Consider the following 25,144-nt stretch of genomic DNA (forward strand, 5'->3'; position numbering starts at 1 on the left):
TCCCACTCCCCCCCCCCCCAAACACCCGCGCCTGGCGTTAAAAAACACTTTTTTTGCAGACGGCCTGCCGCTTTTCTTGCGGGATGCGGTTCAGAACCGGGCGGTTTTTGCGTTTTCGATAAAGCGGGCGGTTTTTTCAGAATCTTTCCGCCCCGGGGCTTCTTCCACGCCGCTGGAAACGTCAACGGCCTGTGCGCCCGTTACCGCAACGGCCTGCGCCACATTTTCGGGCGTGAGGCCGCCTGAAAGTATCCAGCGGCCGTTTAGGTTAGGGGGCAGCATCCGCCAGTCGAAGCTGCGGCCGGTGCCGCCGTATTCTCCCTCAATATGGGCGTCGAACAGCACGGCGCGGGCATCGGGGTAGGTTTCGACCGCCGCTATGATGTCGGCACTGCTTCGCACGCGCACGGCTTTGATATAGGGGCGCGCAAAACGTCGGCAGAATTCGGGCGGCTCGTCGCCGTGAAACTGGATAATGTCTATCGGCACCTGCGCGAGGATTTCTTCGATGCGCGCCGCTTCTTCGTTAACAAACAGCGCCACCGCGCCGACAAACGGCGGCAGCGCCCTCACGATGCGCTGCGCCGTTTCTATACTCACGGCGCGTTTGCTTTTTCCGTAAAACACCAGTCCCACCGCGTCTGCGCCCGACTCGGCGGCGGCGGCGGCATCTTCGGGGCGGGTGAGGCCGCAGATTTTGATACGGGGTGTCATGCTTTATTTCCGGTAGGTATGAGAGTTATGGTTTGACTGTTTATACAATAGTTCCCTAATATCTGCAAAGTTTCAGACGGCCTTTGCAGTGATGGTTTTAATCAGGAAAAACCGTGTTAAGCCTCATTGCCATAACCTCCTTATGGCTTTTAAGATAAAACCGCACAGCACCACTGTGCTGTTTTTTTTCAAATTTCAAAGGATAAACCATTATGAAACATATCAAAGTTTTGCTGCTCTCAGCCGTTGTTGCCTTAACTGCCGCCGCCTGCGGTTCGTCTTCAACCGAAACCCCCGTTGTCGACACCACTGCCGGCCAAGTTCAGGACAGCGTGCCTGCCGCAGCTACCGGCACCGATGCGGCAGATACCATGCAGCAATAACACGGCCTTGTCCGGCTGTTTCAGGCCGTCTGAAAACTTTTTCGGTTTCAGACGGCCTGTTCCATAACAAGGCTGCCGCCGAAACACCTGTTTGAAAAGGACGATGATGATGAAACTCAAAACCTTATTATTCCCCTCTGCCGCCGCCCTGCTGCTGGCCGCCTGCATCGCACCCCACCACGGCGGCCATGACCGCGGCCCCGAGCGCGAACACAATATGCAGGATCACGGCCACAGCCACGGCGAACACGGCCACGCGCATTAAAACCGCCACCGTGTTCGGGTTCGGTCCGAACACGGCAACAACGGTATAAAAAACAGATTGAGGCTTTTGCAAAATGCCTCAAGGCCGTCTGAAAAGGTTCATGCGGCAATATCTTTTCAGACGGCCTGATTGTTTGTTCAACGGTTATTTAGGCTCGAAACCCTGCGCCTTCACCCAAGCCATCATTTCGGCCTGCACTTCGTCGGCTTCGCCTGCGCTGCCGATGCGCACGCCGGCTTCGTCTGCGCCCAATTCTTCGAGAATCGCCATTTGCGAATCGAGCATATCCGCTTTCATATAGTGCCCTTTGCGCGCCATCATGCGCGCGAGGTTCACTTCATACGGCGGGGCGAGGTGGATAAACACCACCCTGCCCTCGGCTTCGCGCAGAATGTCGCGGTATTGGCGTTTGAGCGCCGAGCAGGTAACGATGCTGTAGGGCTTGCCCGCACGCGCCTGCGCGGTCATCCAATCGCGCAGGTTGCGCAGCCACGGGTAGCGGTCTTCGTCGGTGAGCGGAATGCCTGCGCCCATTTTGTCGCGGTTTTCCTGCGTGTGGAACTCGTCGCCCTCGGCATAAGGGCATTGGAAATACTGTTGCAGGGTCAGGGCGGCGGTGGTTTTGCCACAGCCGCACACGCCCATCAGCACGAAATGTACGGTATCCATGATATTGCTCCTTTACTTATAAGATGCTGAACGCAAGGGCGGAAAGTGCGAAGCCGATGGCGGCAATCAGGGTTTGGTTAACCGTCCAGGTTTTCAGCGTGGTGGGCACGTCCATATCGAGCAGACGGCCGACCAGCCAGAAACCGGAATCGTTGAAATGGCTCACGCCCACAGAGCCGGCGGCAGTGGCCAAAACAATGCAGGCAAGCTGCCAGTCGCTGTATCCGGCGGCGGCAACGGCGGGCGCCATCAGCGCGGCGGCGGTGGTTAAGGCAACCGTGGCCGAGCCTTGCGCGATACGCAGCGCCAGCGCCACTAAAAAGCAGCCCAACAGCACGGGAATACCCAAATGGCCCATACTGTCGGCCAATGCCTGACCGATGCCCGAAGCACGCAATACGCCGCCGAACATACCGCCGGCACCGGTAATCAGAATCACCGAGCAAACGGGGCCGAGCGCGCCGTCAACGGTTTTTTCAAGCGCGCTGGCTTTTGCACCGCGTTTGCGGCCGAGCACAAACATGGCCACCAACACCGAAATCAGCAATGCGATGGGCGTGGAACCGATCATGCGCAGGGTCTGCACCCAACCTTCATCGGCGCTCACCACTTTTTCGGCAATCAGCGTGGCCAAACCAGTGTTTAAGAAAATCAGCAGCATGGGAATCAGCATGATGCCGATAACCGTGCCGGCTTTGGCCGGCTCTTGCGGCGGGTCGTCGTCTTGTTTGCCGCCGCTCAAAATATCAGGCACGGGCACGGCGAATTTGCGGTCGAGCACTTGGCCCAGCAGGTAGCCGCTGAAATACCAGGTAATCACCGCCAGCGGCAGGCCGAGCAGCAGCACATGGCCGATGTTGGCGCCGTAAAACTCGGAAGCGGCAATCGGGCCGGGGTGCGGCGGCAGAAAAACGTGCATCACCGAAAACGCGCCGATAGAGGCCATGCCGTAAGCCAAAACGTTGGCTTTCATGCGGCGGGCGGTGGCGAACACAATCGGCAGCATCACCACCAAACCGGCATCGAAGAAAATCGGAAAGCCGAAAATCAGCGAAGCCACGCCCAGCGCGAACGGTGCGCGTTTTTCGCCGAAAGCGCGTATCAGTGCATCGGCCAGCGATTGCGCGCCGCCGGAAGTTTCCACCAGGCGCCCGAGCATCGCGCCCAAGCCCACCAATAGCGCCACGCTGCCGAGCGTGCCGCCGAAGTTTTTTACCAGCACATCGTTCACGATGCTGCCCATCGGCAGCCCGGTGGCAATGGCGGTAAGCAGGCTGGCAATCATCAGCGTCAGCAGCGCGTGCACGCGGAATTTGATGATTAATATCAAAATCAGCAGGATGGCGCCCGCCGCAATAGCGAGCAGCGTGCCCGTGCTTAAAGTTTGCGTCCAGTTTTCCATGTGAAGCCCTTTTTAGTAGCAGAAATAATGTGTTGAGGTTTGCCGCCATTCTAATACATCATACCGCCGCGCGTATGACTTATATCAAAATAAGCAGTTTACATATCCGCACAAGCCGGCTGGCCCGGTTTGAGGCCGTCTGAAACCTTTTGCCAAGCCGAAAAATGCTTTCAGACGGCCTTTGGGCTAAAATAGCGCTTCCCACAGCAAACCACGGCAGAACAACGTGAAAATACTGATACTCGGCAGCGGCCAGGTAGGTTCCACCGTTGCCCAAGAGCTGGCCTCGCTGCCCGGCAACGACGTAACCATCATCGACATTAACGAAACCGCGCTGCAAAACATCGGCAGCAAACTTGATGTGCGCACCCTTTTGGGCAACGGCGCCTCGCCGTTTATGCTCAAACGCGCAGGCGCGGAAGACGCCGATTTGCTGCTGGCGCTCACCCGCAGCGACGAAACCAACATCGTGGCCTGCAAAATCGCCGCCGACGTGTTCAACATTCCCGGCCGCATCGCCCGCGTGCGCTCCACCGATTATCCAGACTACCGCACCGGAGAAGACAAAAACAGCCTCGATGTGTTCGACATCACCGAATCGATCAGCCCCGAAGAGCTGGTAACCGAGCGGTTGGCCGGCCTGCTCAGCTACACCAGCGCCCTGCAGGTTTTGCGCTTTGCCGGCGACAAAGCCCGCATGGTGGTGGTGCAGGCACGCAAAGGCGGTCTGTTGGTCGATAAAGAAATCTCCCAAATCAACCAACACCTGCCCGAAGGGGTCGACTGCCAAATCTGCGCCATCTACCGCAACAACCGCCTGATTGTGCCCTCCGCCCGAACCGTGATTATCGAAGGCGACGAAGTGTTTTTCGTGGCCGGCACCGAAAACGTGAAAATCATGATGCGCGAGCTGCGCCCCAGCGAACAGCGCAACAGGCGCATTATGATTGCCGGCGGCGGCAACATCGGCTACCGGCTGGCCAAACAGCTTGAAAACGAGATGGACATCAAAATCATCGAATACAGCAAAAACCGCGCCGACTGGCTGGCCGAACACCTCGACAACACCTTGGTGCTGTTTGGCTCAGGCACAGACGAAACCCTGCTCGAGCAGGAATATATCGACGAAATCGACGTTTTCTGCGCCCTCACCAACGACGATGAAAACAACATTATGGCCAGCCTTCTGGCCAAAAACCTCGGTGCCAAACGCGTTATCACCATCGTCAACCGCTCGCGCTATGTCGATCTGCTCGAAGGCAACAAAATCGACATCGTGGTATCGCCGCATCTGATTACCATAGGATCGATTCTCGCCCACATCCGCCGCGGCGACGTGGTGGCCGTGCACCCGCTGCGGCGCGGCACGGCCGAAGCCATCGAAGTGGTGGTGCACGGCGACAGGCAAACCTCCGCACTGGTCGGCCGCCGCGTATCCGAAATCAGATGGCCGCAGGGCTGCCACTTCGCCGCCCTCGTTCGCGGCGACGAAGTGGTGATGGGCCACAAAGAAGACGTGGAAATGGCCGACGGCGACCATATCATTTTCTTCGTATCCCGCCGCCGCGTATTGCGCGAACTGGAAAAGCTGATTGCCGTGAAAATGGGCTTTTTCGGCTAGATCCTGCAGGTTACAAAACATTTGAATACACCGCATATAAAACGGGCCGTCTGAAAAGTTTGTTTAAATACAAACCGTTTCAGACGGCCCGTTACCTTACAACATAACCCGTTGTCAGGCGTAATGGCGTTCTTCGCCTTTTCCTCCGATGTTTTCCGCGCAGCGTTTGCAGATACCGGGGTGGGCGGAAACGGCACCGATGTCGTCGGTGTAATGCCAGCAGCGTTCGCATTTTTCGCCGCCGCTCACTTTGGCGGTTACGGCCAGCCCGCTGCCTTTGGCAACCGTGGCTTTAGACACCAAGAGGGCGAAACGTAATTCGTCGCCGAGCATTTTCAGGTAGCCTGCCAATTCTTCGGGGGCGGTGATTTCCGCTTCGGCCTGCAAGGAAGAGCCTACGGTTTTATCGGCGCGCAAAGGCTCTATGGCGGCGGTAACGGCTTCGCGCACTTGGCGCACGGCCTGCCATTTTTCCATCAGGGCGGCTTCGCTCTTTTCGTTGATGGGCGGGAATTCGTGCCAAGTGTGGAACAGCACGCTGTCTTCTTCGCCGCCGCCGATGATGTCCCACGCTTCTTCGGCGGTGAAACACAGTATCGGCGAAATCAGCAGCACCAGGCTGCGGGTGATGTGGTAGAGCGCGGTTTGGGCGCTGCGGCGGGCGTGGCTGTCGGTTTGGGTGGTGTAGAGGCGGTCTTTCAGAATATCGAGATAAAACGCGCCCAAATCTTCCGAGCAGAAGGCGACGATGTCTTTCACGGCGAAGTGGAAGGCGTAGCGCGGGTAGTAGTCGCCCGCCAAACGTTCTTGCAGGCGGCGCGCCAGCACGAGGGCGTAGCGGTCGATTTCCACCATCTGGTCTTGCGGCACGGCGTGTTCGATGGGGCGGAAGTCGCTCAGGTTGGCGAATAAGAAGCTCAGGGTGTTGCGGATGCGGCGGTAGCTTTCGGTAACGCGCTTGAGGATTTCTTTGGATATCGCCAGCTCGCCGCTGTAATCGGTGGAAGCCGTCCACAGGCGCAGGATGTCGGCGCCGAATTCGTTATACACTTCTTGCGGGGCGACAACGTTGCCCAGCGATTTCGACATTTTTCTGCCGTTTTGGTCGACCACGAAGCCGTGGGTGAGCAGTTGTTTGTAGGGTGCGCGCTCCATCGAGGCGCAGCCGGTAAGCATGGACGATTGGAACCAGCCGCGGTGCTGGTCGCTGCCTTCGAGATAGAGGTCGGCGGGCCAGGCCAATTCTTCGCGCTGTTTGAGCACGGAAAAGTGGGTGCTGCCCGAATCGAACCATACGTCCATGGTGTCTTTCAGTTTTTCGTATTGTGCGGCTTCTGCGCCCAGCAGTTCGGCGGCATCGAGCGCGAACCAGGCTTCGATGCCTTTTTGCTCGATGCGCTGCGCCACTTCTTCCAGCAATTCGGCGGTGCGCGGGTGCAGCTCGCCGGTTTCTTTGTGCACGAAGAAGGTCATCGGGGTGCCCCAATAACGCTGGCGCGACACTACCCAGTCGGGGCGGCCTTCTATCATGGCCTGCAGGCGGGCGCGGCCCCACGAGGGGAAGAATTCGGTGTCGTCCACCGCTTTGAGGGCGTTGTTGCGCAGGGTTTTGCCGTTGGTGCCGGCTTTGTCCATGCCGATAAACCATTGGCCGGTGGCGCGGTAAATCAGCGGGGTTTTGTGGCGCCAGCAGTGGGCGTAGCTGTGTTCGATTTTGTTGTGCGCCAAGAGTTTGCCTTCTTCTTGCAGCCATTCGATGATAACGGGGTTGGCTTCCCACACGGTCAACCCGGCCACGCGCGGCACTTCTGCGGTGTAGCGGCCTTCGCCGTTAACGGGGTTGTAGAGTTTGATGCCGTATTTGAGGCAGACGAAATAGTCTTCCAAACCGTGTGCAGGCGCGCTGTGCACGAGGCCTGTACCGGCATCGGTGGTAACGTGATCGCCGTTGAGCATCAGAATGTCGCGCTCGATAAAGGGGTGGGCGAGATGCAGGTTTTCGAGCCTGCTGCCGGCGGCTTCGGCCAGCACGGTTGTTTGGCCGTCTGAAAAGCCGTAGCGTTTCAAGGCGTCTGCGGCCAGCTCTTTGGCCAGCACCAGCTTGCCTTTTGGCGTGCCGATGAGTTGATAGGCCACGTCTGCTCCGGCGGCGATGGCCTGGCTGGCGGGCAGCGTCCACGGAGTAGTCGTCCAAATCACGGCAAAGGCCGGGCCTTCGATTTGCGGCAGGCCGAAGGCAGCGGCCAGTGCGGCATTGTCTTTAAACAAATAGGCTGCGTCGATGGCATCGGAAATTTTGTCTTTGTATTCCACTTCGGCTTCGGCCAGCGACGAACCGCAGTCCAGACAGAACTGCACGGGTTTTTCGCCGCGGTAGAGATAGCCTGCTTTGTAGATTTCGCCCAGCGTGCGCACGGTGTCGGCTTCGGTTTTGAAGTCCATGGTGAGGTAGGGGTTACCCCAGTCGCCCAGCACACCCAGGCGGATGAAGTCTTTTTTCTGGCGCGCGATCTGCTCGGCAGCGTATTCGCGGCAGAGTTCGCGGAACTTGGCATCGGGCATGTTTTTGCCGTGCAGTTTTTCCACCATCACTTCAATCGGCAGGCCGTGGCAGTCCCAGCCCGGCACATAAGGGGCGTCGAAACCGGCCAGCGTTTTGCTGCGGATAATGATGTCTTTGAGAATTTTGTTGACCGCATGGCCGATATGGATGTCGCCGTTGGCATAGGGCGGGCCGTCGTGCAGCACGAATTTGGGGCGGCCTTTGGCTTGGGCGCGCAGTTTTTGGTAGCGTTGCTGCTCCTGCCAGCTTTTCACCCAGGCCGGTTCGCGCTTGGCCAGGTTGCCGCGCATGGGAAAGGGCGATTCGTAGAGATTGACGGTTTTGCTGTAATCGGTCATGGGTTTTCTCGTGGTTGCGGATTTTTTCAGACGGCCTCAGAAGCGTTGTGGATTCTGAGGCCGTCTGAATAAAAATAGAGATTCTTTAGAAATGCTATTGTAGCCTAATTACGTTGCTTTTATAAGGGGAACGGGCGGTTTGGCCGTCTGAAACCCGTTATAGTGAATCCACTTAGCTGCGCCTTGCCGTACTATCTGAAACCTTTGCAAAACCCTCAGATGTGGATGCAGTTCAAGGCGTAGCAGCGCAGCGGGCGCAGACATATCAAGTAGAGTAGATAGGCAGGCGAGCGGGCAGCGCACAACGCAGAAATACGCCACAGATGGGGTTTTGCAAAGGTCTCTATCTGTACTGTCTGCGGCTTGCTGCCTTGTACCGGAGTAAGTGGATTCACCAGGGTCTGTTGACAATTAACGCAACGGCGGTGTTTTTGGCCAAAACACCCCGTCTGCGGCGTTAAAATGCTCGCAAGGTGTCCAACCTTGCTGCGCTTTTTGCCTTGCATACGCGGATTTTTGCCTCAAAAAACCGCTTCGCCGGCCAATTGTCAACAGACCCTAGAGTTTTTGCGCAGCCAGAAACGCTTCCAACTCGGCCGACACGGGCATACCGCCCTGCGCGCCCGCTTTGGTTACCGACAATGCGGCGGCGGCGTTGGCCTTGCGCACGGCTGTTTCCATACCTTCGGCACAGAACACGGCGAAGGCTCCGTTAAACGTGTCGCCCGCACCGGTTGTGTCCACGGGGGTAACTTTGAAGCCGCCCTGCCGGTGCAGCACGCCCTGCCCGTCGTTATACAGCGCGCCTTCGCTGCCGCGCGTCATCAGCACTTGGCAAGGGGAGCGGGCGATTAATTCTTCCGCCGGCGTGTTTTCGGGCAAACCCAAGCTGATGGCCAGCTCGTGGGCGTTGGGCGTGAGCAGCGTAACCAAATCGAGCAGCTCGGCCGGCAGCTTCTGCGCGGGCGCGGGGTTAAGTACGAAAGGTTTGCCGTGTTTGCGCGCCAGCTTGGCGGCGGCAATCACGCACTCCATGGGGATTTCCAATTGTGCCAGCACCACGTCGGCACCGGCGATTTGCTTTTCGCAGGCTTCGATATACTCGGGCGTGATGCCGAAATTGGCACCGGAAACCACGATGATGTGGTTGTCGCCTTCGGCTACGGTGATATTGGCCATACCGGTCGGCTCATCTTCCAACACGCGCACACCCGCAATATCGATGCCTTCACGCTTCAGGTTTTCCAGAGCTTCGCTGCCGAAACCGTCGTTGCCCACTGCGCCCACCATGCTTACATCGGCCCCCAAACGTGCCGCCGCCACCGCCTGATTGGCACCTTTGCCGCCCATAAAACGCCGGAACGATGTGCCCAGCAGGGTTTCGCCCGGCTGCGGAAACCGGGGCGACGATGTAACCAAATCCATATTGATGCTGCCGACTACGGCGATTTTCGGTGTTTGCATGGCGGGTTTCCTTTAACGGGTTGTTCCATCGGAATCGGGTTGTTTTTTCAGACGGCCTACGGTTTGAACGGAAAGGCCGTCTGAAAATGCCGGGGTCTGTTGACAATTAACGCAATGGCAGTGTTTTTGGTCAAAAGACCGCTTCGCCGGCCAATTGTCAACAGACCCTAGGGCTGTCGTTTGGCCAACACCGCCGCCGCATAATCGCAGCTGGCGGTTAAGGCAACGTTTTGCTTGGCCGCTTCGGTTGCGGCGGCTTCCACCAACACCCGCGCCAGCCCCTTGCCGCGATGGGCCGGGTTAATAACGGTGTGGTCGATATCCCATGCGCCGTTTTTGATACGGTAGGTCAAATAACCCGCTTCATCGAAATCTTGCAACAGGGAGAATTTCTGCTGATCGGGAAAATATTCCACAGTACTCATCATAATATCCTTTGAAAACAGTAAATAGTATGACCCGTATCAGGGTTTCCGACATTCAGTACAACAGAGGTATTTTAATTGGAAATCCGCGCCTGCCGAATCCAACAACACCCTCAAAACACCCCGGCTCCCTGCGTCTTCCCTCATACGCAGCTCTTGCGAGCCTTATATTTTTATTGTACCTGCAAGCAGGCCTGCCGACGGTTTTTAAAGCGGCTGTAAGCGGCAACAGACCGATGCGCCACAGCCGCAAACCTCTTCGCAGATGGCAGTATCCGAATCCCAATTCAACCGAATCACCGGCATAAAGACAGCTGTACACAGGGTTGATACGGCACAAATACAGGTTCCGTTCAAATACTCCGCCCGAACCACTCCACCCTGCCGATAACAGCCACATCGTCGGTCATATTGTTGAGATTGATTTCAAACGTGGGGTAGGCCTCATTGGCGGAAATCACGTTCACGATTCCGCCCGGCATCAACTGCAAACGCTTAACTAATAAGTTTTCATTCAGGCGCAACACATAAAGACCGTCGCGCGGGGTGGTTTCACCGTGGTTGATCAGAATCGAATCGCCGTCGTTCAACACGCCCTCCATCGAATCGCCTTTTACCGAAATCACCGAAAGGTTTTTGGTGTCGCGGGTTACATAATTTTCTATCCAATACCGGCGGAAAGCCATGGTAAACACAGGCGTTTCGTCACCCACCAAACGGCCGTGCCCCGCCGCCGCCTGAATATCGTAACGGGGCACGAACACAAATTCGTCGATGTCCACAGGATTGCCCAGTGTATCTTCCGCCGTTACTGCCGGAGGTGCGGCAGTGTTTGGAAACGGTTCGCCTTCGCCCGTTAGCAGCCAATCGATGCTGCAACCTTTCAATTGTTTGATTTTCTTCAGTGTTTCTGCCTTCGGCAAACCGCCTTCGTTCCAAATGCGGCTGAAACCCGCAATCGTCATGTCGATATCCGCCGCGATTTTTGCCTGCCTGGCTTCATTTTTCCAAAGAAAAGCCAACCTGTCTTTAAACGTGTTCATGTATCTTCCTTTTTCAGGTGTGGTTTTGCATACCATCCTGCCATTTGTCTTTATTTTACTTTAGTTTTATTCAAAAAGTAAGATAAATTTTAAAAATAAATAAGAAAAAGTATTGCAATTTCAGATTTAGATAAGTAATATTCGCTCAAGCTTAGATTTACATTATATTTTTTTATTTCAACAAAACATTGTCTTATGATTTAAAACAGCCATTCGGTTTTACTCAGCCGCCTTGATATGGAAGCATAAAGCGGCTAAATAAAATCTTAGCAAAACCGGCTAACTGAGAAAAAAGGAAAGAATCATGCAAAGCAAGCAACGCAAAGGGTTGGTGTTATTCAGCACATTAACTGTAATGGCAGTGGTGTTTTCTTCCGGCTACACCGAAGCCCAATCGGCTGAAATGCCGCTGTCAGAATTGGGCTGCGACAAACTGAATACGCTGCGGATTACGCAAATGAGCGGCAAACAACAGGCCTTTGCACGCGAATGCGCCGCCGCAGAGGCTGCCCAAGCGTGGGAGCAGTCTTACGGCACATTGAATTCCGAAAACCTGATTGCAGGTGTGGTGTATGAATAACAGATAAGACCGCCGGACTGGAACGATACCTGGCGGTTGTCGGAAATATCCGCAAAAGCAAAAATCAGGGATGCAGCCAAAACTGCTGTGGCGGATTATAATTTATTCAATGCCAGCCATTTTTCCAAATCTTCGGCGCTGATGCCTTTGTTATCCTCAAAATCCAGCTTGTTGACCTGACGGCCTTTTGCATATTTAGCCAACACCGGCGTGCCGCTCAAACCGTATTGCTGTTTGAATGCCGCCCAGGCGGATTTATCTTGGTGCAAACGGTGCACGTTTACAAAATAAATTTTGCCGCCCAGCTTGTGCGAAGCGATATACCGTTTGAACATCGGTTCGAACACATTGCAGTCGCCGCAGCTCGGCCGGCCGATATAGGCGTAAAACGTATCGCCGCCCGCCACTTTGGCTTTAAAATTTTCAACGGTTAAACTGTTGAGTTCAAAATAAATATCGGAATACGTGTTTTCCAAACGCCTGCTGTTTTCGGCAGAAAGCCTCACCGCCGTTTCCGCCTCGGCCAATTTATCCTGCAACGTTTGCGTTCCACGGCTTGGGCTGCCGCAGGCTGCCAGCAGACAAACCAATGAAGCGGAAATTAAAATTTTGGCAGGCATCGCAAACTCCTTTATTTTAAAGATTGGCAATAGTCGGATTATAAAACCACCGGTTCAAACCAAAGCAGCCAACCCGCCCTTTATTTGCTTATGCTCAAACCATTTAGGATACCGCCAAACCAAACAAGGCGCCGGCGCAGCCCGAATTTGCCGAAAAACCGACCTATCCTACTGAATCGAAAAACTTTAGTTTTCACCTTTGCCTCTATCGGCATTTACAAAACTTGACCCTGAAAACGGTTTGCAGTATATTTACGCGCTAAATTTACCGCCGATTTGACACAGCTTGCGGGCGTTAAACAGCTAAAGCGTAGGTTGCACTTTGTTTGCAGCCCCATCCGTTTGCATTCCGGCCCGCTGTGTTACACATCGGGCTTTGTTGTTTTGGATAAACTATGATTACTTTGGACAATGTTTCCAAGCGCTATCAAAACCGCGATAAAACGTGGTTTACCGCCGTGGAGCCGACCTCGCTGCAAATCGAAGCGGGCGAGATTTTCGGCCTGATGGGCTATTCGGGCGCAGGCAAATCCACGCTGCTGCGCCTGATCAACCTGCTCGAGCGACCCGACACCGGCACGGTAACGGTAGCCGGGCAGGAGCTGACTTCGTTAAACGCCGCCCAACTGCGCCGTGCGCGGCAAAACATCGGCATGGTATTCCAGCAGTTTAACCTGCTTTCCAACCGCACCGTGGCCGGCAATGTGGCATTTCCGCTGGAAATCGCCGGCTGGCCGTCTGAAAAAATCCAAGCGCGGGTGGCGGAATGTCTGGAAATCGTGGAGCTGGAAAACCGTGCCGCCCACTACCCGGCCCAGCTTTCGGGCGGCCAAAAACAGCGTGTGGGCATCGCCCGCGCCCTCGCCCCCAACCCGCAAGTGATACTGGCCGACGAGCCGACCTCCGCACTCGATCCGGCCACCACCCGCAGCGTGTTGGAATGTTTGGAAGACATCAACAAACGCTTCAACGTAACCATCGTTATCGTTACCCACGAGATGAGCGTACTGCGCCGCCTGTGCAACCGCGCCGCCCTGCTGCATCACGGCAGGTTGGTGGAAACCGTTTGCGTAGAAAACAACCAAATCCGCGCCCAATCCGAAATCGGGCGCGAGCTGGTTCGGGAGGATTGATATGGCAGGCTTAACCCTTTCGCAAGCCTTGGAAACCATCGGCCGTATGCGCGGCGAAATCGTGCAGGCTTTATGGGAAACTTTCGTGATGGTGGGTTTGTCGACCGCATCCGCCACCGTGTTCGGCACCCTGCTGGGCGTACTGCTGTTCGTTACCGCCACCCGCCAACTGCACTACAACCGCCCCGTCAATCTGGTGTTGGACAACCTGGTTAACCTGATGCGCGCATTTCCGTTTGTGATTCTGATGATTGCGATGATTCCCGCCACCCGCGCCATTGTCGGCAGCACCATCGGCCCGGTTGCCGCCTCACTGGTGCTGAGCGTTTCCGGCCTGTTTTACTTTGCCCGCCTGGTCGAACAAAACCTGCGCGAGGTGCCGCGCGGCGTGATCGAAGCCGCCATCAGCATGGGGGCTTCCCCTATGACAGTTATCCGCAAAATATTATTAAACGAAGCCCGCGCGGGCATGGTGTCGAGCATTACCGTGCTGGCCATCGGCCTGCTTTCATACAGCGCGGCGGCCGGCATGATCGGCGGCGGCGGCTTGGGCGATTTGGCCGTCCGCTACGGCTATTACCGCTACCAAACCGAAGTAATCATTTTTATCGTGGCCATTTTGGTTTTGCTGGTGGTGGCGATTCAGAGTTTGGGCAATTTTATTTCACGCAAATTGGATAAACGCTGATAAACTTTCAGACGGCCTTTTGTGATGAAAGGCCGTCTGAAAGCCCAGAAACATTACCTAAAGTATGCAGAAGTACATACGTCATACTCGGGCTTAACCCGAGTATCCCATGTTACTGAAATTCAAGATACTCGGGTCAAGCCCGAATATGACGAAGCTGTTTCGGGTTATCTTGCTTGCAGCTATCTATCGAAATAACCAAAAGATTAATCAAACTGCTTCAACAAACCGTTACATCAGGCTGGTTTTAACAGGTGTTTTATACCCGGTAAGGCCGTCTGAAATTTTTAAACCCACTTAATTTTCGGAGTTACCAACATGCAAACATCCGCTTTATTTAGAACCTTCTCGGCAGGCGCGCTGGCGCTGGCGCTGGCAGCCTGCGGCGGCCAGAAAGAAACTGCCCCCGCAGCCGCTTCCGCCGCATCGCAACCTGCCGCCGCCGGCGCTGAAAAACAAGAAATCGTATTCGGCACCACCGTCGGTGATTTCGGCGATATGGTCAAAGACCAAATCAAACCCGAATTGGAAAAAAAAGGCTATAAAGTCAAACTGATCGAATTCACCGATTATGTGCGTCCCAATCTGGCGCTGGCCGAAGGAGAACTGGACATCAATATCTTCCAGCACAAACCTTATCTGGACGACTTCAAAAAAGAACACAAACTCGACATTACCGAAGTGTTCCAAGTGCCGACCGCACCGTTGGGCCTCTACCCCGGCAAGCTGAAATCGCTGGATGAAGTAAAAGACGGCAGCAGCGTTTCGGCCCCCAACGACCCTTCCAACTTCGCCCGCGCCTTGGTAATGCTCGACGAATTGGGCTGGATTAAACTGAAAGACGGCATCAACCCGCTCACCGCATCTAAAAACGACATCGCCGAAAACCTGAAAAACATTAAAATCGTCGAGTTAGAGGCTGCCCAACTGCCGCGCAGCCGCGCCGATGTCGACTTTGCCGTTGTCAACGGCAACTACGCCATGAGCAGCGGCATGAAGCTGACCGAGACCCTGTTCCAAGAGCCGAGCTTCGCTTATGTGAACTGGTCTGCCGTGAAAACTGCCGATAAAGACAGCCAATGGGTAAAAGACGTAACCGACGCGTATAACTCAGACGGATTCAAAACCTACGCCAAACAGCGTTTCGAGGGCTACAAATACCCCGCATCATGGGGAGAACAGGCCGCCGCCGGCGCCAAAGCCGAAGCAGCTTCTGCCGCATCGGCAGCCAAATAGCCCGAAATTTGAAATACCGAACGCCTTTCCTGTTTTGGAAAGGCGTTTTTTTACAGACAAAATAAACAATAAAGCACCGTTTTTTCCTTATTTTATTTGCGCAAACCACATACCGTACGGTTATGCCGTCTGAAACAGCCTGCCGGACGGAATGTTTGAGAGTTACGCTACCGAAGAAAATCATGATATAAACCGACAGACAGGCCGCTGTTTCGCAGCGGTGCCAATGCAGCGCAAACACTCCGGGCCCACTGTTTTCTGCCCGCCATCCCGAAAGGAGCATTATGCTGACCCTCTCTCCCGAACACATCCGTATGCACCGGCAAGCCGCCGGCAAAGACGAAGCCTTGCAGATTCTGGCCGATATTCTGTCTTCAGACGGCCTGGCCATGCCCGAATACCTCAACGGCCTCAAAGCGCGCGAAGCGCAATCCGGCACCTATCTCGGGCAGGGCATCGCCATTCCCCACGGCACGCCCGAATCGCGCAACACCATACTCAACACCGGCGTGCGGCTGGTGCATTTTCCCGACGGCGTGGTGTGGGACGGCACAAACAAAGCCTATCTTGCCGTTGCGATTGCCGCCAAGTCAGACGAGCATTTGCAGATTTTGCAACTGCTCACCCGCGCGCTGTCGGAAGACATCGGCGACAAACTGCGCCTGGCACAAACCCCCGAAGAAATCCTCGCCCTGCTCAATGCTTCGGCCGAAACATTGGCGCTGCATGAAAACCTGATTGCCGCCGACACCGATGCGGCCGACATCGACGATGCGTTTTATCAGGCCGCCGCACTTTTGAAAAAGCAGAAAATGGCCGGTGCGGGTTTTCTGAGCGGTTTGAGGCCGTCTGAAACCGTCTGCCTGCAAGAAGGCGTATGGTGCGTAACCGGCACTCAAAACGTATTGCAGCCTGCCGTGGCGATTGTGAAACCCAAAAAACCGTTTGCCTTTCAAAACGGCCGGCTGTCGGTTTTGGTATGCGTGGCCGACAACGGCAGCACCGACACGGCGCGGCTTTCCCAACTGATGGAAATTTTGTTCGCCCCGCCCTCGCTCGGCACCAAACACACGCGCCGCGAAATTGCGGAAGCGGTGGGTGCGGAAACCCTGCCCGACTGGCCGTCTGAAAGCGTGGTGCTGGCAAACGCCCACGGCCTTCATGCCCGTCCTGCCACTGCCTTGTCGAACGTGTGCAAAGAGTTTCAGGGCGAGGTGAAAGTATCGGCCGACGGCGGGGTTTATGTATCGGCCAAGAGCCTGACCAAATTATTGTCGCTGGGCGCGGAACGAGGTCAAACCCTCACCTTTGCCGCCGAACCCGGCACCGATGCAGAGCAAGGGCTTCCGCAGATTATCCTGGCGGTGAAAAACGGCTTGGGTGAAGAAGTGGCCGCTATCACAAACCATAACGCCAAAGCCGCCCAAACCGTACTGTCGGCCGAACGCGTAACTCTGCAAAACGATTTGCGCAATCAGGGTGTAGCGGCCTCTGCCGGCCTGGCTGCAGGTAAAGCACACATAGTCAAGCCCCAACAGTTTGACTATGTGCGCACGGCAAACGATGAAACGCTTGAGCGCGCCAGACTGCACGAGGCCGTTGCCCAAGTGAAAGACGATTTGGCCAAAGTGGTGGCACAGGCCGAATCTAAAGACATACGCCAGATTTTTACCGCCCATGCCGCCCTCTTAGACGACCCGGAACTCTTACGGCAAACCGAAGAAGGTTTGAAAGAAGGGCTGAGCGCAGCCGCCGCCTGGCACAGCCGTATCGAAGCCTTGGCCAAAGAGCAGGAATCGCTCGGCAACACACTGCTGGCCGAACGCGCGGCAGACTTACGCGACGTGGGCAACAAAGTAATGGCCGTACTCTGCGGCGTGAAAGCGCCCGAAGAACCCGGCGGGCCGTATATTCTGGTAATGGAAGACGTTGTTCCCGGCGTGGTGGCGCGTTTGGACAAAAACCGCGTCGGCGGCATCCTCACAGCCTTCGGCGGCGCATCTTCGCACAGCGCGATTGTTGCACGCGCCTTGGGCATTCCGGCCGTGGTGGGCGCGGGAGAGGCCGTGTTGGATCTGCTGGAAAACAGCACGCTGCTGATTAACGGCGAAGACGGCGCGTTCTACCTCAACCCCGCCGAAGAGCGCGTGGCCGAAGCCGTGCGCCAACGCGAAATCATGCGGCAGCAGCGCGAAGCCGCCGAAGCGCATTGTTTGGAACCCGCCGTTACTTCAGACGGCCGCCGTATCGAAGTGGCCGCAAATCTGGGCAAAGTTCAAGATGCAGCCGCCGCCGTGGCGCGCGGTGCGGAGGCGGTGGGGCTGCTGCGCACGGAACTGGTTTTCATGGCGCATCCTTCCGTTCCCGACGAAAGCGTTCAGGAACAAGACTACCGCACGGTGTTCGACGCTTTCGGCAACCGCCCCGTTGTGGTGCGTACGCTTGATGTGGGCGGCGACAAGCCGCTGCCCTACCTGCCGATGCCGAAAGAAGACAACCCGTTTTTGGGCGAGCGCGGTATCCGCTTAACCCTGCGCCGTCCGCAACTGCTGCGTATGCAGCTGGCCGCACTGTTTAAAGCGGCGGACGGCCGCCCGTTGCGGGTGATGTTCCCCATGATCGGACGTTTGGAGGAGTGGCAGGCCGCCAAAGCCATACTTGATGATGTGCTGAAACAGCATCCATGCCCCAATCTCGAAACCGGCATTATGATAGAAGTACCCTCCGCCGCACTGATTGCGCCCCATCTGGCCAAAGAAGTGGATTTCTTCAGCATCGGCACCAACGACCTGACCCAATACACACTGGCCATCGACCGCGGCCATTCCACCCTTTCTGCCGAAGCCGACGGCCTGCACCCTGCCGTGCTGGCTTTAATCGGCCAAACCGTAAAAGCCGCACACGCACACGGCAAATGGGTAGGTGTATGCGGCGAATTGGCGGCCGACAGCAAAGCGGTTCCTATCCTGATCGGTTTGGGGGTGGACGAATTGAGCCTCTCGGCAGGCAGCATTCCTTTGGTGAAGGCACAGGTGCGCACGCTGAATCAGGCAGACTGCCACCATATGGCCGAACAGGCCCTTGCCTGCACTACCGCCGCCGAAGTGCGCGCCCTCAGCGGCGGAAAAGGATGACGTTATGGCAAAATTTTTATGTATCACGCTCAATCCGGCCATTGATTTCACCGTCGGCCTGGATACTTTGAACATCGGTAATGTCAACCGCCAGCAATTTGCCCAAACCCATGCGGCCGGCAAAGGCCTTAATGTGGCGCAAGTGTTGCGTGATTTGGGGCATGAAGTGATGGTGTCGGGCTTTTTGGGGCGCACCAATGCGGCTGTGTTTCAAGCGCATTTTGCCGAACAGGGCTTTGCCGACCATTTTGTCTACGTTGACGGCGAAACCCGCCAAAACGTGAAAATCGCCGAAGCCTGCGGCCGCATGACCGACATCAACGGCAAAGGTTTCAGCGTGTGCGAAGCCGATAAAGCCGCCCTCACGGAAAAGGCGGTGGTTTTGGCTGCCGAAGCGGACTTTACGGTTGTGTCGGGCAGTTTGCCGCAGCAGTTTAACGCAGGAGATTTCCAAACGCTGTTAGGCCGTCTGAAAACCGCCAACCCGCGTTTGGCGGTCGACACCAGCGGCGAAGCATTGAAAGCGGCACTGGCCTGCAAACCGTTTCTGATTAAGCCCAACACCGACGAGCTGCACGAAATTTCCGACCTGCCTGCCGACACGGCGGCACAACAGGCCGCCCTGCTCGCACAATGGGGCGGCGGCATCGAACACGCGGTCGTGTCTATGGGTTCAGACGGCCTCAACTGGCTGCACGGCGGCATCTGCCTGCATGCTTCGGCTGCCGAAGTCGAGGTGAAGAGCACCGTGGGCGCGGGCGACACGCTCACCGCCGGTATGCTGCACGGGCTGGCTTCGGGCTTCACGCCTGAAGAAACCCTTCGTACCGCCGCCGCGCTGGCCGCCAATGCGGTGGCGCAAATCGGTTTCCGCATTCCGAATCCGCAACGTTTAAACGAATTGAAACAGTCTATTACCATTCAAACCGAGAGGCTCGTTCCATGAATATTTCATCTGTTTTACTGATTCCCAACGCTTCGGGCGAAGCCGCACGGGCTTTGGTTTTGGCGCACAAACTGGCCGCCTCTGCGCAGGCGCGCGGCCTGAAGGCGCAAGTGGCGCAATCTGCCGCCGCCCTGCCCGCCGGCACTTTCGACCGCGTGATTTTTGTCGGCAACGCCGCCGATGTTCAGCTTGATGCCGTCCACGGCAGCCGCACCGTCAGCCTCGCCGACGCGGCAAATGATGCCGATGCCGCGCTGGCAGACGCTTTGGCGGAAAAGGCCGCAGAAGCACCCGCCGCACCCGCACAAGGCAGCCGCCCGCTGCACTTCGTCGCCATCACCGCCTGCCCCACCGGCGTGGCGCACACCTTTATGGCCGCCGACGCGCTAAAACTGGGGGCGACCAAACTAGGCTACACGATCGACGTGGAAACGCAAGGATCAGTGGGCGCGAAAAGCATACTTACGCCCGAATCCATCGAACGTGCCGATTATGTGATCCTCGCCACCGATATTGAAGTGGACGCTTCCCGTTTTGCCGGCAAAAAAGTCTACCGCTGCCCCACGGGCTTTGCCTTAAAGCAAACCGACAAAGCCTTTGCCCAAGCCGTTGCCCAAGCGCGCACGCAGGGGGCGGCCGCCGCCACGTCCGACACCGCCGTGAAAGGCAAAGAAAAAGCAGGAGTTTACAAACACCTGCTCACGGGCGTGTCGTTTATGCTGCCGCTGGTAGTGGCGGGCGGCCTCCTGATTGCCTTATCTTTCGTGTTCGGTATCAATGCCTTCGAACAGAAAGGCTCACTGGCCGCCGCGCTGATGGGCACGGGCAAGGCCGCCTTCGGCCTGATGGTACCCGTGCTGGCGGGTTACATCGCCTATTCCATCGCCGACCGCCCCGGCCTCGCTCCCGGCCTGATCGGAGGCGCATTGGCCGTGGAACTGCAATCGGGTTTCCTCGGCGGCATTGTGGCGGGTTTTCTGGCGGGCTATCTGGCTTTGTTCCTCGTTAAAAGTATCAAACTGCCCGTTACGATGGAAGCCCTCAAACCGATTCTGATTGTGCCGCTCTTAAGCACACTGGCCGTGGGGCTGATTATGTTCTACATCGTCGGCGGACCCGTGGCGCAGCTCTTTGCCGCCATGAACAGCTTCCTCACCGGCATGGGCACGGCCAATGCGGTTTTGCTCGGCGTGATTATCGGCGCGATGATGTGTGTGGACCTGGGCGGCCCCGTCAACAAAGCGGCCTATACCTTTTCGGTCGGCCTCTTAACCACGCAGAATTATTTTCCGATGGCCGCCGCCATGGCTGCGGGCATGGTTCCCGCCGTCGGCATTGCGCTGGCGACCATGTTTGCCAAACGCAAGTTCAACGAAAACGAAATCAGCGCGGGCAAAGCCTCGTTTGTATTGGGGCTGTGCTTTATTTCCGAAGGCGCGATTCCTTTCGCCGCGCGCGACCCGATGCGCGTGATTCCCTGCTGCATTGCGGGCGGCGCACTCACCGGCGCGCTGGTCGCCCTGTTCCAAAACGAGTTGCGCGCACCGCACGGCGGCATTTTCGTGATGCTGATTCCCAACGCCATCAGCAAGCCGCTGATGTATCTTTTGGCCATCGCTGCCGGCAGCCTGCTCACGGGCATACTGTATGCGGCATTGAAACGCAAAGAGGCAACAGCAGGCAATACCGTTCAGGCCGTCTGAAAACCGCCTGCAACCGCCGCCCTGCCCGATTGCAGGGCGCGGTTTTCAACACCCTTAGCCAAAAAACCGCCGTACGGCCGTTTTAATAAAATACGGGCTCCGCTCCGGAGAGAGAATCACAACGGGCCTACAAAGCCAATAACGGCATTTCGATATTGCGGTTCTTACAAAAATCTCAGGCCGTCTGAATTTTTCAGACGGCCTGTTTGCAACTTGAGATTGAAACGCGCTTAAATACGCATCGGCATCACAATATATTTGAAATTCGGGTTGTTCGGAACGGTAAACAGCGTCGAACGGTTGGCATCGCCGAACGCCAGCTGCATATCGTCGGCATGAACGTTGCGCAGCACGTCCATAAGATAACCGATATTGAATCCCACTTCCAACTCTTCGCCCTGATAGGCGATTTCCAATTCTTCGCGCGCCTCTTCCTGCTCGTTGTTGCTGCACACCACGCTCAGCAGGCCGGGGCGCAGCAGCAGGCGGGCGCCGCGGAATTTTTCGTTGGCCAAAATGGCGGCACGCTCCAGCGCACCGAGCAGCTGGGTGCGGCCCACCAAAAAGATTTTGTCGTTGTCCAGCGGAATCACACGGTTGAAATCGGGGAACTTGCCGTCCACCACTTTGCTTACGATAACGGTGTCGTTGCAGCGGAAGCGCACCTGGTTATTAAGCAGCTCTACGGTAATCGGTTCGGCCGGGTGGTTCAGCAGCTTGAACAGTTCCAGCACGGTTTTGCGCGGCAGGATCACTTCGGCCTTGGACAGATCGGCGTCGATGGTGGTGCAGGAATAGGCCAAGCGGTGGCCGTCGGTGGCAACGAGGCGCAGCTGGTCGCCTTCCACCTGCATCAGGAGGCCGTTGAGATAATAGCGGATATCCTGCACGGCCATGCTGTATTGCACTTGCGAGAGCATGTTTTTAAAGGCTTCCTGCGGCAGTGAGAAAGCGGCGCTCACGTCTTCGCCCACGCTCATCAGCGGAAAATCTTCGGCAGGCAGGGTTTGCAGGGCGAAGCGGGATTTGCCGGCTTTGAGGGTGAGGCGGTTCTGCGCCCAATCCAGCGCCACCAGCGAGCCTTCGGGCAGCGCGCGCAAAATATCCTGCAATTTTTTGGCATTGGTGGTAACGCGGAAATCTTCGGCCTCGCTGTGGGGGCCGGAGGTGTTAATCTGGATTTCCAAATCGGTTGCCAAAATATTGGTTTGCCCGTGCACGTTTTCGAGCAATACGTTCGACAGAATCGGCAGTGTGTGGCGGCGTTCGACGATGCCGGTTACCGCTTGCAGCGGTTTGAGCAAGGCATCGCGTTCGGCTTGTAAAATCAACATGGTTATCCCTTCAGGCTATTTAGTTTTGGATAATGATCAACAGTTTTTCGTAATCTTGGGCTAATTCAGGGTCTTCTTCGCGCAGCTTGGCCACCGCCTTCACGCCGTGCATCACGGTGGTGTGGTCGCGCCCGCCGAACGCATCGCCGATATTGGGCAGGCTCAGGTTGGTAAGCTCTTTGGTCAGGCTCATCGCCACCTGGCGCGGCCGGGCGATGTTGCGTGTGCGCTTCTTGCCGAGTATATCACTGATTTTTATACGGTAATATTTCGCTGTGGCATCAATAATCAAATCGGCGGTAATCACTTTATACGAGCTGGCCACGATGTCTTGCAGGGCGTGGCGCGCCAGATCGATGTCAACCGGTTTTTTCAGGAAGCGGCTGCTGGCGCTCACACGGTTGAACGCGCCTTCGAGTTCGCGCACATTCGACCTGATCAGGTTGGCGATAAAAAAAGCGGCATCTTCATTGAGACCCACGCCTGCGGCTTCGGCTTTTTTCTGCAAAATCGCCACGCGCATTTCCAGTTCGGGCGGTTCCAATTCCAAGGTAAGCCCCCATGAAAAACGCGATTTCAGGCGCGCGTCCATATCTTCGATTTGGGTGGGCAGCACGTCGCAGGTTAAAATCAGCTGCTTTTTCTTATTATGGAAGTGGTTGTAAAGATAGAAGAATTCTTCCATCGTACGGTCTTTGCCCTTGATAAACTGAATATCGTCGATAATCAGCAGGTCATATTGCCTGTATTGCTGTTTGAATACATCATAGCTGTTGGTACGCACGGCGTTCATAAAGCTGCGCACATAATCGTCGGAATGCATGTAGCGCACTTTGGCATCAGGTTTGTTTTTCAGCAGTTCGTTACCGATGGCCTGCACCAGGTGGGTTTTGCCCAACCCCGTGCTGCCGTAAAGGAAAAACGGGTTGTAGCCTTGGCCCGGGTTTTCGGCTATCGACTGGGCGGCGGCAGCGGCAATGCGGTTACCTTTGCCTTCCACCAGCGTATCGAAAGTATAGTCGGGCGACAGATTGGTTTGGCTGTGCTGCGTTTCGCCCTGCGTCCGAACGGGCTGGCTTTGTGCCGTTTCTCTCTTGGGTTTGGCCGCCGGTTTGGCTTCCGCTTCGGCGGCAGGCTTGGATTGCCCGCCGTCGGGCGGCAGCTGCTTCATGCGTTCTGCCACAATGTCGCGCGCGCTTTTTTTCGGTGTGGCTTTGGCGGCCGCCGCTTCTTTTTCAGACGGCCTTTCTTCTTCGCTTTGGCCGTCTGAAACGCTTTGCGCCATCGCATAAGCCTGCCCTTTGCCGGTTTTAAACAGCAGCGCGGGCATTTCGGGCGCCAGATCGGCGCGGACAGTTTCAATGGCGGCGGCAAAACTGTTTTTCAACATATTGACGGCAAACTGGTTTTTGCCATACACCACCCATACGCCGTTTTCCTCGCCCACGGTTAACGGCACAACCCAGGTTTGAAACTGCTGCACCGGTAAAGTGTCGTGTAGGCGGCGCAAACATTGCGGCCAAAATTCTGCAAGCGTCATGTCAGGTGCCCGATTATAGCGGTTTTATACAAAACAAATAATGAAAGCGTTCCCAAAAAATACCGCATTTCCCGACACGGCTCTGCAAACGGAACACTTCCGAACCAACGAAATTAAAAACAGCAGGCCGTTGTTTTTCAGACGGCCTGTTGCATTGTTGCAAAGATTCGGTAGATTATACCGAAAATTATCCACAACCGCCATCAGCCGCAACAGTTAAAGCACGCTCCGACCCATACCGTCCGGAAACCGTATACCCTCCCGCAAAGGCCGTCTGAAAACAAACCCGCCGACAAACGAAGGTAAAACAGGGCTCAGTCGGATCAAACTGTTTATTAATTGACAAAACCCTAAATTTAGGGTGTAATCCAAAGTTTAATTTTCTGCCATTTAGGAAACAGACATGAAACGCACTTACCAACCCTCAGTAACCAAACGCAAACGCACCCACGGCTTTCTGGTACGCTCCAAAACCCGCGGCGGCCGTGCCGTTTTGGCCGCACGCCGTGCCAAAGGCCGCAAACGCCTGGCCGTGTAACTTGAAACAAGGCTTCGCCAAGCGCTACCGCTTGCTGAAAACGGATGACTTTTCATCCGTTTTTGCATTTAAAAAACAGCACGGCTCGGCGCTCATGCAGGTTTTCTACCTGTCCGGCAACGGCTTGGGCCATGCCCGCTTGGGCTTGGTGGTGAGTAAAAAAACCGCCAAACGCGCGCACGAGCGCAACTATATGAAACGGGTGGTGCGCGAATGGTTCCGCTGCCATAAAGAAACGCTGCCGCCCAACGATTTCATCGTACGCGTGCGCCGCCCTTTCAACCGAAAAACCGCCGCCGAAGCCCGCTCGCAGCTGGCACGGCTGATACGCAAAGCATCCTGATGGCCGCCAAACTGCTGCTGTGGCTGATACGGTTTTACCGATATGCCGTCAGCCCGCTGATCCCCCCCCGCTGCCGCTACACCCCCACCTGCTCGCAATATGCCGTAGAGGCGGTGAAAAAATACGGCGCACTCAAAGGCGGCTGGCTGGCCGCCAAGCGCATCGCCCGCTGCCATCCTTGGGGCGGCTGCGGCCACGATCCCGTGCCTTAGCCCCGAACGCCGGCAATGAGCGCGATGCATTTCAGACGACCTGCCGCCAGCGGCATATTTTTCCACCGTAAGCAGGCACTTTCTATATAATGCCGCCTGAAACCGCCGGACGGATATTTCCGGCAAAATCCGCATGAAAACCGGCACCCCGGCCCCGGCAACCAACTTTTCTACACCCGAACCTTAGGGGCTGTTGACAATTGGCCGGCGAAGCGGTTTTTTGAGGCAAAAACCGCGTATGCAAGGCAAA

General features: G+C 56.2%; 23 protein-coding genes. 13 read left to right on the forward strand and 10 right to left on the reverse strand.

Annotated elements, in window-relative coordinates:
• Nucleotides 1-90 precede the first annotated feature (90 nt).
• Entirely contained in the window at nt 91-714 is a 624-nt protein-coding gene (locus tag Q3970_RS01085; RefSeq protein ID WP_303098772.1) for a phosphoribosylanthranilate isomerase, read from the reverse strand.
• A gap of 212 nt (nt 715-926) precedes the next feature.
• Here Q3970_RS01085 and Q3970_RS01090 point away from each other — a divergent pair, with 212 nt between their 5' ends.
• Together Q3970_RS01090 and Q3970_RS01095 are read left to right on the forward strand one after the other, a co-directional pair.
• Nucleotides 927-1,097 (forward strand): hypothetical protein, encoded by a 171-nt coding sequence (locus tag Q3970_RS01090; RefSeq protein WP_303098773.1) that lies wholly within the window; start codon nt 927-929, stop codon nt 1,095-1,097.
• Between the two features lie 106 nt (nt 1,098-1,203).
• A complete protein-coding gene (locus tag Q3970_RS01095; protein ID WP_303098774.1) occupies nt 1,204-1,362 on the forward strand; it encodes a hypothetical protein in 159 nt (52 codons plus the stop codon).
• 144 nt (nt 1,363-1,506) lie between these two features.
• Here Q3970_RS01095 and Q3970_RS01100 read toward each other — a convergent pair whose 3' ends face one another.
• Together Q3970_RS01100 and Q3970_RS01105 are read right to left on the reverse strand one after the other, a co-directional pair.
• Entirely contained in the window at nt 1,507-2,031 is a 525-nt protein-coding gene (locus Q3970_RS01100) for a gluconokinase, GntK/IdnK-type (RefSeq protein ID WP_303098775.1), read from the reverse strand.
• A gap of 16 nt (nt 2,032-2,047) precedes the next feature.
• Nucleotides 2,048-3,433, reverse strand: a complete 1,386-nt coding sequence (locus Q3970_RS01105) for a GntP family permease (RefSeq protein WP_303098776.1) — start codon at nt 3,431-3,433, stop codon at nt 2,048-2,050.
• Between the two features lie 226 nt (nt 3,434-3,659).
• Here Q3970_RS01105 and trkA point away from each other — a divergent pair, with 226 nt between their 5' ends.
• Nucleotides 3,660-5,054, forward strand: coding sequence for a Trk system potassium transporter TrkA (trkA, locus tag Q3970_RS01110; RefSeq protein ID WP_303098777.1), 1,395 nt, complete (start codon nt 3,660-3,662; stop codon nt 5,052-5,054).
• Nucleotides 5,055-5,168: 114 nt separating this feature from the next.
• Here trkA and ileS read toward each other — a convergent pair whose 3' ends face one another.
• From ileS to Q3970_RS01130, 4 genes are all read right to left on the reverse strand, one after another.
• Entirely contained in the window at nt 5,169-7,955 is a 2,787-nt protein-coding gene (gene ileS, locus Q3970_RS01115) for an isoleucine--tRNA ligase (protein ID WP_303098778.1), read from the reverse strand.
• 558 nt (nt 7,956-8,513) lie between these two features.
• Nucleotides 8,514-9,419, reverse strand: a complete 906-nt coding sequence (rbsK, locus tag Q3970_RS01120; RefSeq protein ID WP_303098779.1) for a ribokinase — start codon at nt 9,417-9,419, stop codon at nt 8,514-8,516.
• Between the two features lie 167 nt (nt 9,420-9,586).
• Nucleotides 9,587-9,847 carry a GNAT family N-acetyltransferase gene (locus Q3970_RS01125; RefSeq protein ID WP_303098780.1) on the reverse strand — a complete coding sequence of 87 codons (261 nt, stop codon included), beginning with the start codon at nt 9,845-9,847 and terminating at the stop codon, nt 9,587-9,589.
• A gap of 350 nt (nt 9,848-10,197) precedes the next feature.
• A complete protein-coding gene (locus Q3970_RS01130) occupies nt 10,198-10,887 on the reverse strand; it encodes a helix-turn-helix transcriptional regulator (protein WP_303098781.1) in 690 nt (229 codons plus the stop codon).
• A 304-nt stretch (nt 10,888-11,191) separates the two neighbouring features.
• On the opposite strand from Q3970_RS01130, the gene Q3970_RS01135 reads away from it, so the two are divergent.
• Nucleotides 11,192-11,467 (forward strand): hypothetical protein, encoded by a 276-nt coding sequence (locus Q3970_RS01135; protein WP_303098782.1) that lies wholly within the window; start codon nt 11,192-11,194, stop codon nt 11,465-11,467.
• A 95-nt stretch (nt 11,468-11,562) separates the two neighbouring features.
• Here the strand turns inward: Q3970_RS01135 and Q3970_RS01140 are convergent, their stop codons facing one another.
• Nucleotides 11,563-12,087, reverse strand: a complete 525-nt coding sequence (locus Q3970_RS01140) for a co-chaperone YbbN (protein ID WP_303098783.1) — start codon at nt 12,085-12,087, stop codon at nt 11,563-11,565.
• Nucleotides 12,088-12,482: 395 nt separating this feature from the next.
• On the opposite strand from Q3970_RS01140, the gene Q3970_RS01145 reads away from it, so the two are divergent.
• The 6 genes from Q3970_RS01145 to Q3970_RS01170 all read left to right on the forward strand — a co-directional run bounded on the left by Q3970_RS01145 (nt 12,483) and on the right by Q3970_RS01170 (nt 20,927).
• Entirely contained in the window at nt 12,483-13,220 is a 738-nt protein-coding gene (locus tag Q3970_RS01145) for a methionine ABC transporter ATP-binding protein (RefSeq protein ID WP_303098784.1), read from the forward strand.
• Between the two features lies 1 nt (nt 13,221).
• Entirely contained in the window at nt 13,222-13,908 is a 687-nt protein-coding gene (locus tag Q3970_RS01150) for a methionine ABC transporter permease (protein WP_303098785.1), read from the forward strand.
• 318 nt (nt 13,909-14,226) lie between these two features.
• On the forward strand, nt 14,227-15,144 hold the full coding sequence (locus tag Q3970_RS01155; RefSeq protein ID WP_303098786.1) for a MetQ/NlpA family ABC transporter substrate-binding protein: 918 nt from the start codon (nt 14,227-14,229) through the stop codon (nt 15,142-15,144).
• 284 nt (nt 15,145-15,428) lie between these two features.
• Entirely contained in the window at nt 15,429-18,278 is a 2,850-nt protein-coding gene (ptsP, locus tag Q3970_RS01160) for a phosphoenolpyruvate--protein phosphotransferase (RefSeq protein WP_303098787.1), read from the forward strand.
• Between the two features lie 4 nt (nt 18,279-18,282).
• The gene (gene pfkB / locus Q3970_RS01165; RefSeq protein ID WP_303098788.1) at nt 18,283-19,224 is read left to right on the forward strand and encodes a 1-phosphofructokinase; all 942 of its coding nucleotides are present in this window, start codon (nt 18,283-18,285) and stop codon (nt 19,222-19,224) included.
• Nucleotides 19,221-20,927 carry a fructose-specific PTS transporter subunit EIIC gene (locus Q3970_RS01170; protein ID WP_303098789.1) on the forward strand — a complete coding sequence of 569 codons (1,707 nt, stop codon included), beginning with the start codon at nt 19,221-19,223 and terminating at the stop codon, nt 20,925-20,927. The genes pfkB and Q3970_RS01170 overlap by 4 nt, the downstream gene beginning before the upstream one ends.
• Nucleotides 20,928-21,157: 230 nt before the next feature.
• On the opposite strand, the gene dnaN is transcribed toward Q3970_RS01170, so the two are convergent.
• Both dnaN and dnaA read right to left on the reverse strand, forming a co-directional pair.
• Nucleotides 21,158-22,261: a DNA polymerase III subunit beta gene (dnaN, locus tag Q3970_RS01175; RefSeq protein WP_303098790.1), complete on the reverse strand. Its 1,104-nt coding sequence runs from the start codon at nt 22,259-22,261 to the stop codon at nt 21,158-21,160.
• Nucleotides 22,262-22,280: 19 nt separating this feature from the next.
• The gene (dnaA, locus tag Q3970_RS01180; RefSeq protein WP_303098791.1) at nt 22,281-23,801 is read right to left on the reverse strand and encodes a chromosomal replication initiator protein DnaA; all 1,521 of its coding nucleotides are present in this window, start codon (nt 23,799-23,801) and stop codon (nt 22,281-22,283) included.
• A 403-nt stretch (nt 23,802-24,204) separates the two neighbouring features.
• Here dnaA and rpmH point away from each other — a divergent pair, with 403 nt between their 5' ends.
• From rpmH to yidD, 3 genes are read left to right on the forward strand one after another with little or no spacing between them, the layout of a single operon-like run.
• Nucleotides 24,205-24,339, forward strand: a complete 135-nt coding sequence (gene rpmH, locus Q3970_RS01185; RefSeq protein ID WP_002214728.1) for a 50S ribosomal protein L34 — start codon at nt 24,205-24,207, stop codon at nt 24,337-24,339.
• A 1-nt stretch (nt 24,340) separates the two neighbouring features.
• Nucleotides 24,341-24,682 (forward strand): ribonuclease P protein component, encoded by a 342-nt coding sequence (gene rnpA, locus Q3970_RS01190; RefSeq protein WP_303098792.1) that lies wholly within the window; start codon nt 24,341-24,343, stop codon nt 24,680-24,682.
• Entirely contained in the window at nt 24,682-24,894 is a 213-nt protein-coding gene (gene yidD / locus Q3970_RS01195; RefSeq protein ID WP_303098793.1) for a membrane protein insertion efficiency factor YidD, read from the forward strand. Before rnpA ends, yidD begins: the two co-directional genes overlap by 1 nt.
• The last annotated feature ends 250 nt before the right edge of the window (nt 24,895-25,144 follow it).

The sequence above is a fragment of the Neisseria sp. genome (assembly GCF_030530745.1).
In the GTDB taxonomy this organism is placed as follows: Bacteria; Pseudomonadota; Gammaproteobacteria; order Burkholderiales; family Neisseriaceae; genus Neisseria.

Coding starts and splice junctions, on each gene's coding strand:
- Q3970_RS01085 (WP_303098772.1), bottom strand. CDS start 714: ATGACACCCCGTATCAAAATCTGCGGCCTCACCCGCCCCGAAGATGCC.
- Q3970_RS01090 (WP_303098773.1), top strand. CDS start 927: ATGAAACATATCAAAGTTTTGCTGCTCTCAGCCGTTGTTGCCTTAACT.
- Q3970_RS01095 (WP_303098774.1), top strand. CDS start 1,204: ATGATGAAACTCAAAACCTTATTATTCCCCTCTGCCGCCGCCCTGCTG.
- Q3970_RS01100 (WP_303098775.1), bottom strand. CDS start 2,031: ATGGATACCGTACATTTCGTGCTGATGGGCGTGTGCGGCTGTGGCAAA.
- Q3970_RS01105 (WP_303098776.1), bottom strand. CDS start 3,433: ATGGAAAACTGGACGCAAACTTTAAGCACGGGCACGCTGCTCGCTATT.
- ileS (WP_303098778.1), bottom strand. CDS start 7,955: ATGACCGATTACAGCAAAACCGTCAATCTCTACGAATCGCCCTTTCCC.
- rbsK (WP_303098779.1), bottom strand. CDS start 9,419: ATGCAAACACCGAAAATCGCCGTAGTCGGCAGCATCAATATGGATTTG.
- Q3970_RS01125 (WP_303098780.1), bottom strand. CDS start 9,847: ATGATGAGTACTGTGGAATATTTTCCCGATCAGCAGAAATTCTCCCTG.
- Q3970_RS01130 (WP_303098781.1), bottom strand. CDS start 10,887: ATGAACACGTTTAAAGACAGGTTGGCTTTTCTTTGGAAAAATGAAGCC.
- Q3970_RS01135 (WP_303098782.1), top strand. CDS start 11,192: ATGCAAAGCAAGCAACGCAAAGGGTTGGTGTTATTCAGCACATTAACT.
- Q3970_RS01140 (WP_303098783.1), bottom strand. CDS start 12,087: ATGCCTGCCAAAATTTTAATTTCCGCTTCATTGGTTTGTCTGCTGGCA.
- Q3970_RS01145 (WP_303098784.1), top strand. CDS start 12,483: ATGATTACTTTGGACAATGTTTCCAAGCGCTATCAAAACCGCGATAAA.
- Q3970_RS01150 (WP_303098785.1), top strand. CDS start 13,222: ATGGCAGGCTTAACCCTTTCGCAAGCCTTGGAAACCATCGGCCGTATG.
- Q3970_RS01155 (WP_303098786.1), top strand. CDS start 14,227: ATGCAAACATCCGCTTTATTTAGAACCTTCTCGGCAGGCGCGCTGGCG.
- ptsP (WP_303098787.1), top strand. CDS start 15,429: ATGCTGACCCTCTCTCCCGAACACATCCGTATGCACCGGCAAGCCGCC.
- pfkB (WP_303098788.1), top strand. CDS start 18,283: ATGGCAAAATTTTTATGTATCACGCTCAATCCGGCCATTGATTTCACC.
- Q3970_RS01170 (WP_303098789.1), top strand. CDS start 19,221: ATGAATATTTCATCTGTTTTACTGATTCCCAACGCTTCGGGCGAAGCC.
- dnaN (WP_303098790.1), bottom strand. CDS start 22,261: ATGTTGATTTTACAAGCCGAACGCGATGCCTTGCTCAAACCGCTGCAA.
- dnaA (WP_303098791.1), bottom strand. CDS start 23,801: ATGACGCTTGCAGAATTTTGGCCGCAATGTTTGCGCCGCCTACACGAC.
- rpmH (WP_002214728.1), top strand. CDS start 24,205: ATGAAACGCACTTACCAACCCTCAGTAACCAAACGCAAACGCACCCAC.
- yidD (WP_303098793.1), top strand. CDS start 24,682: ATGGCCGCCAAACTGCTGCTGTGGCTGATACGGTTTTACCGATATGCC.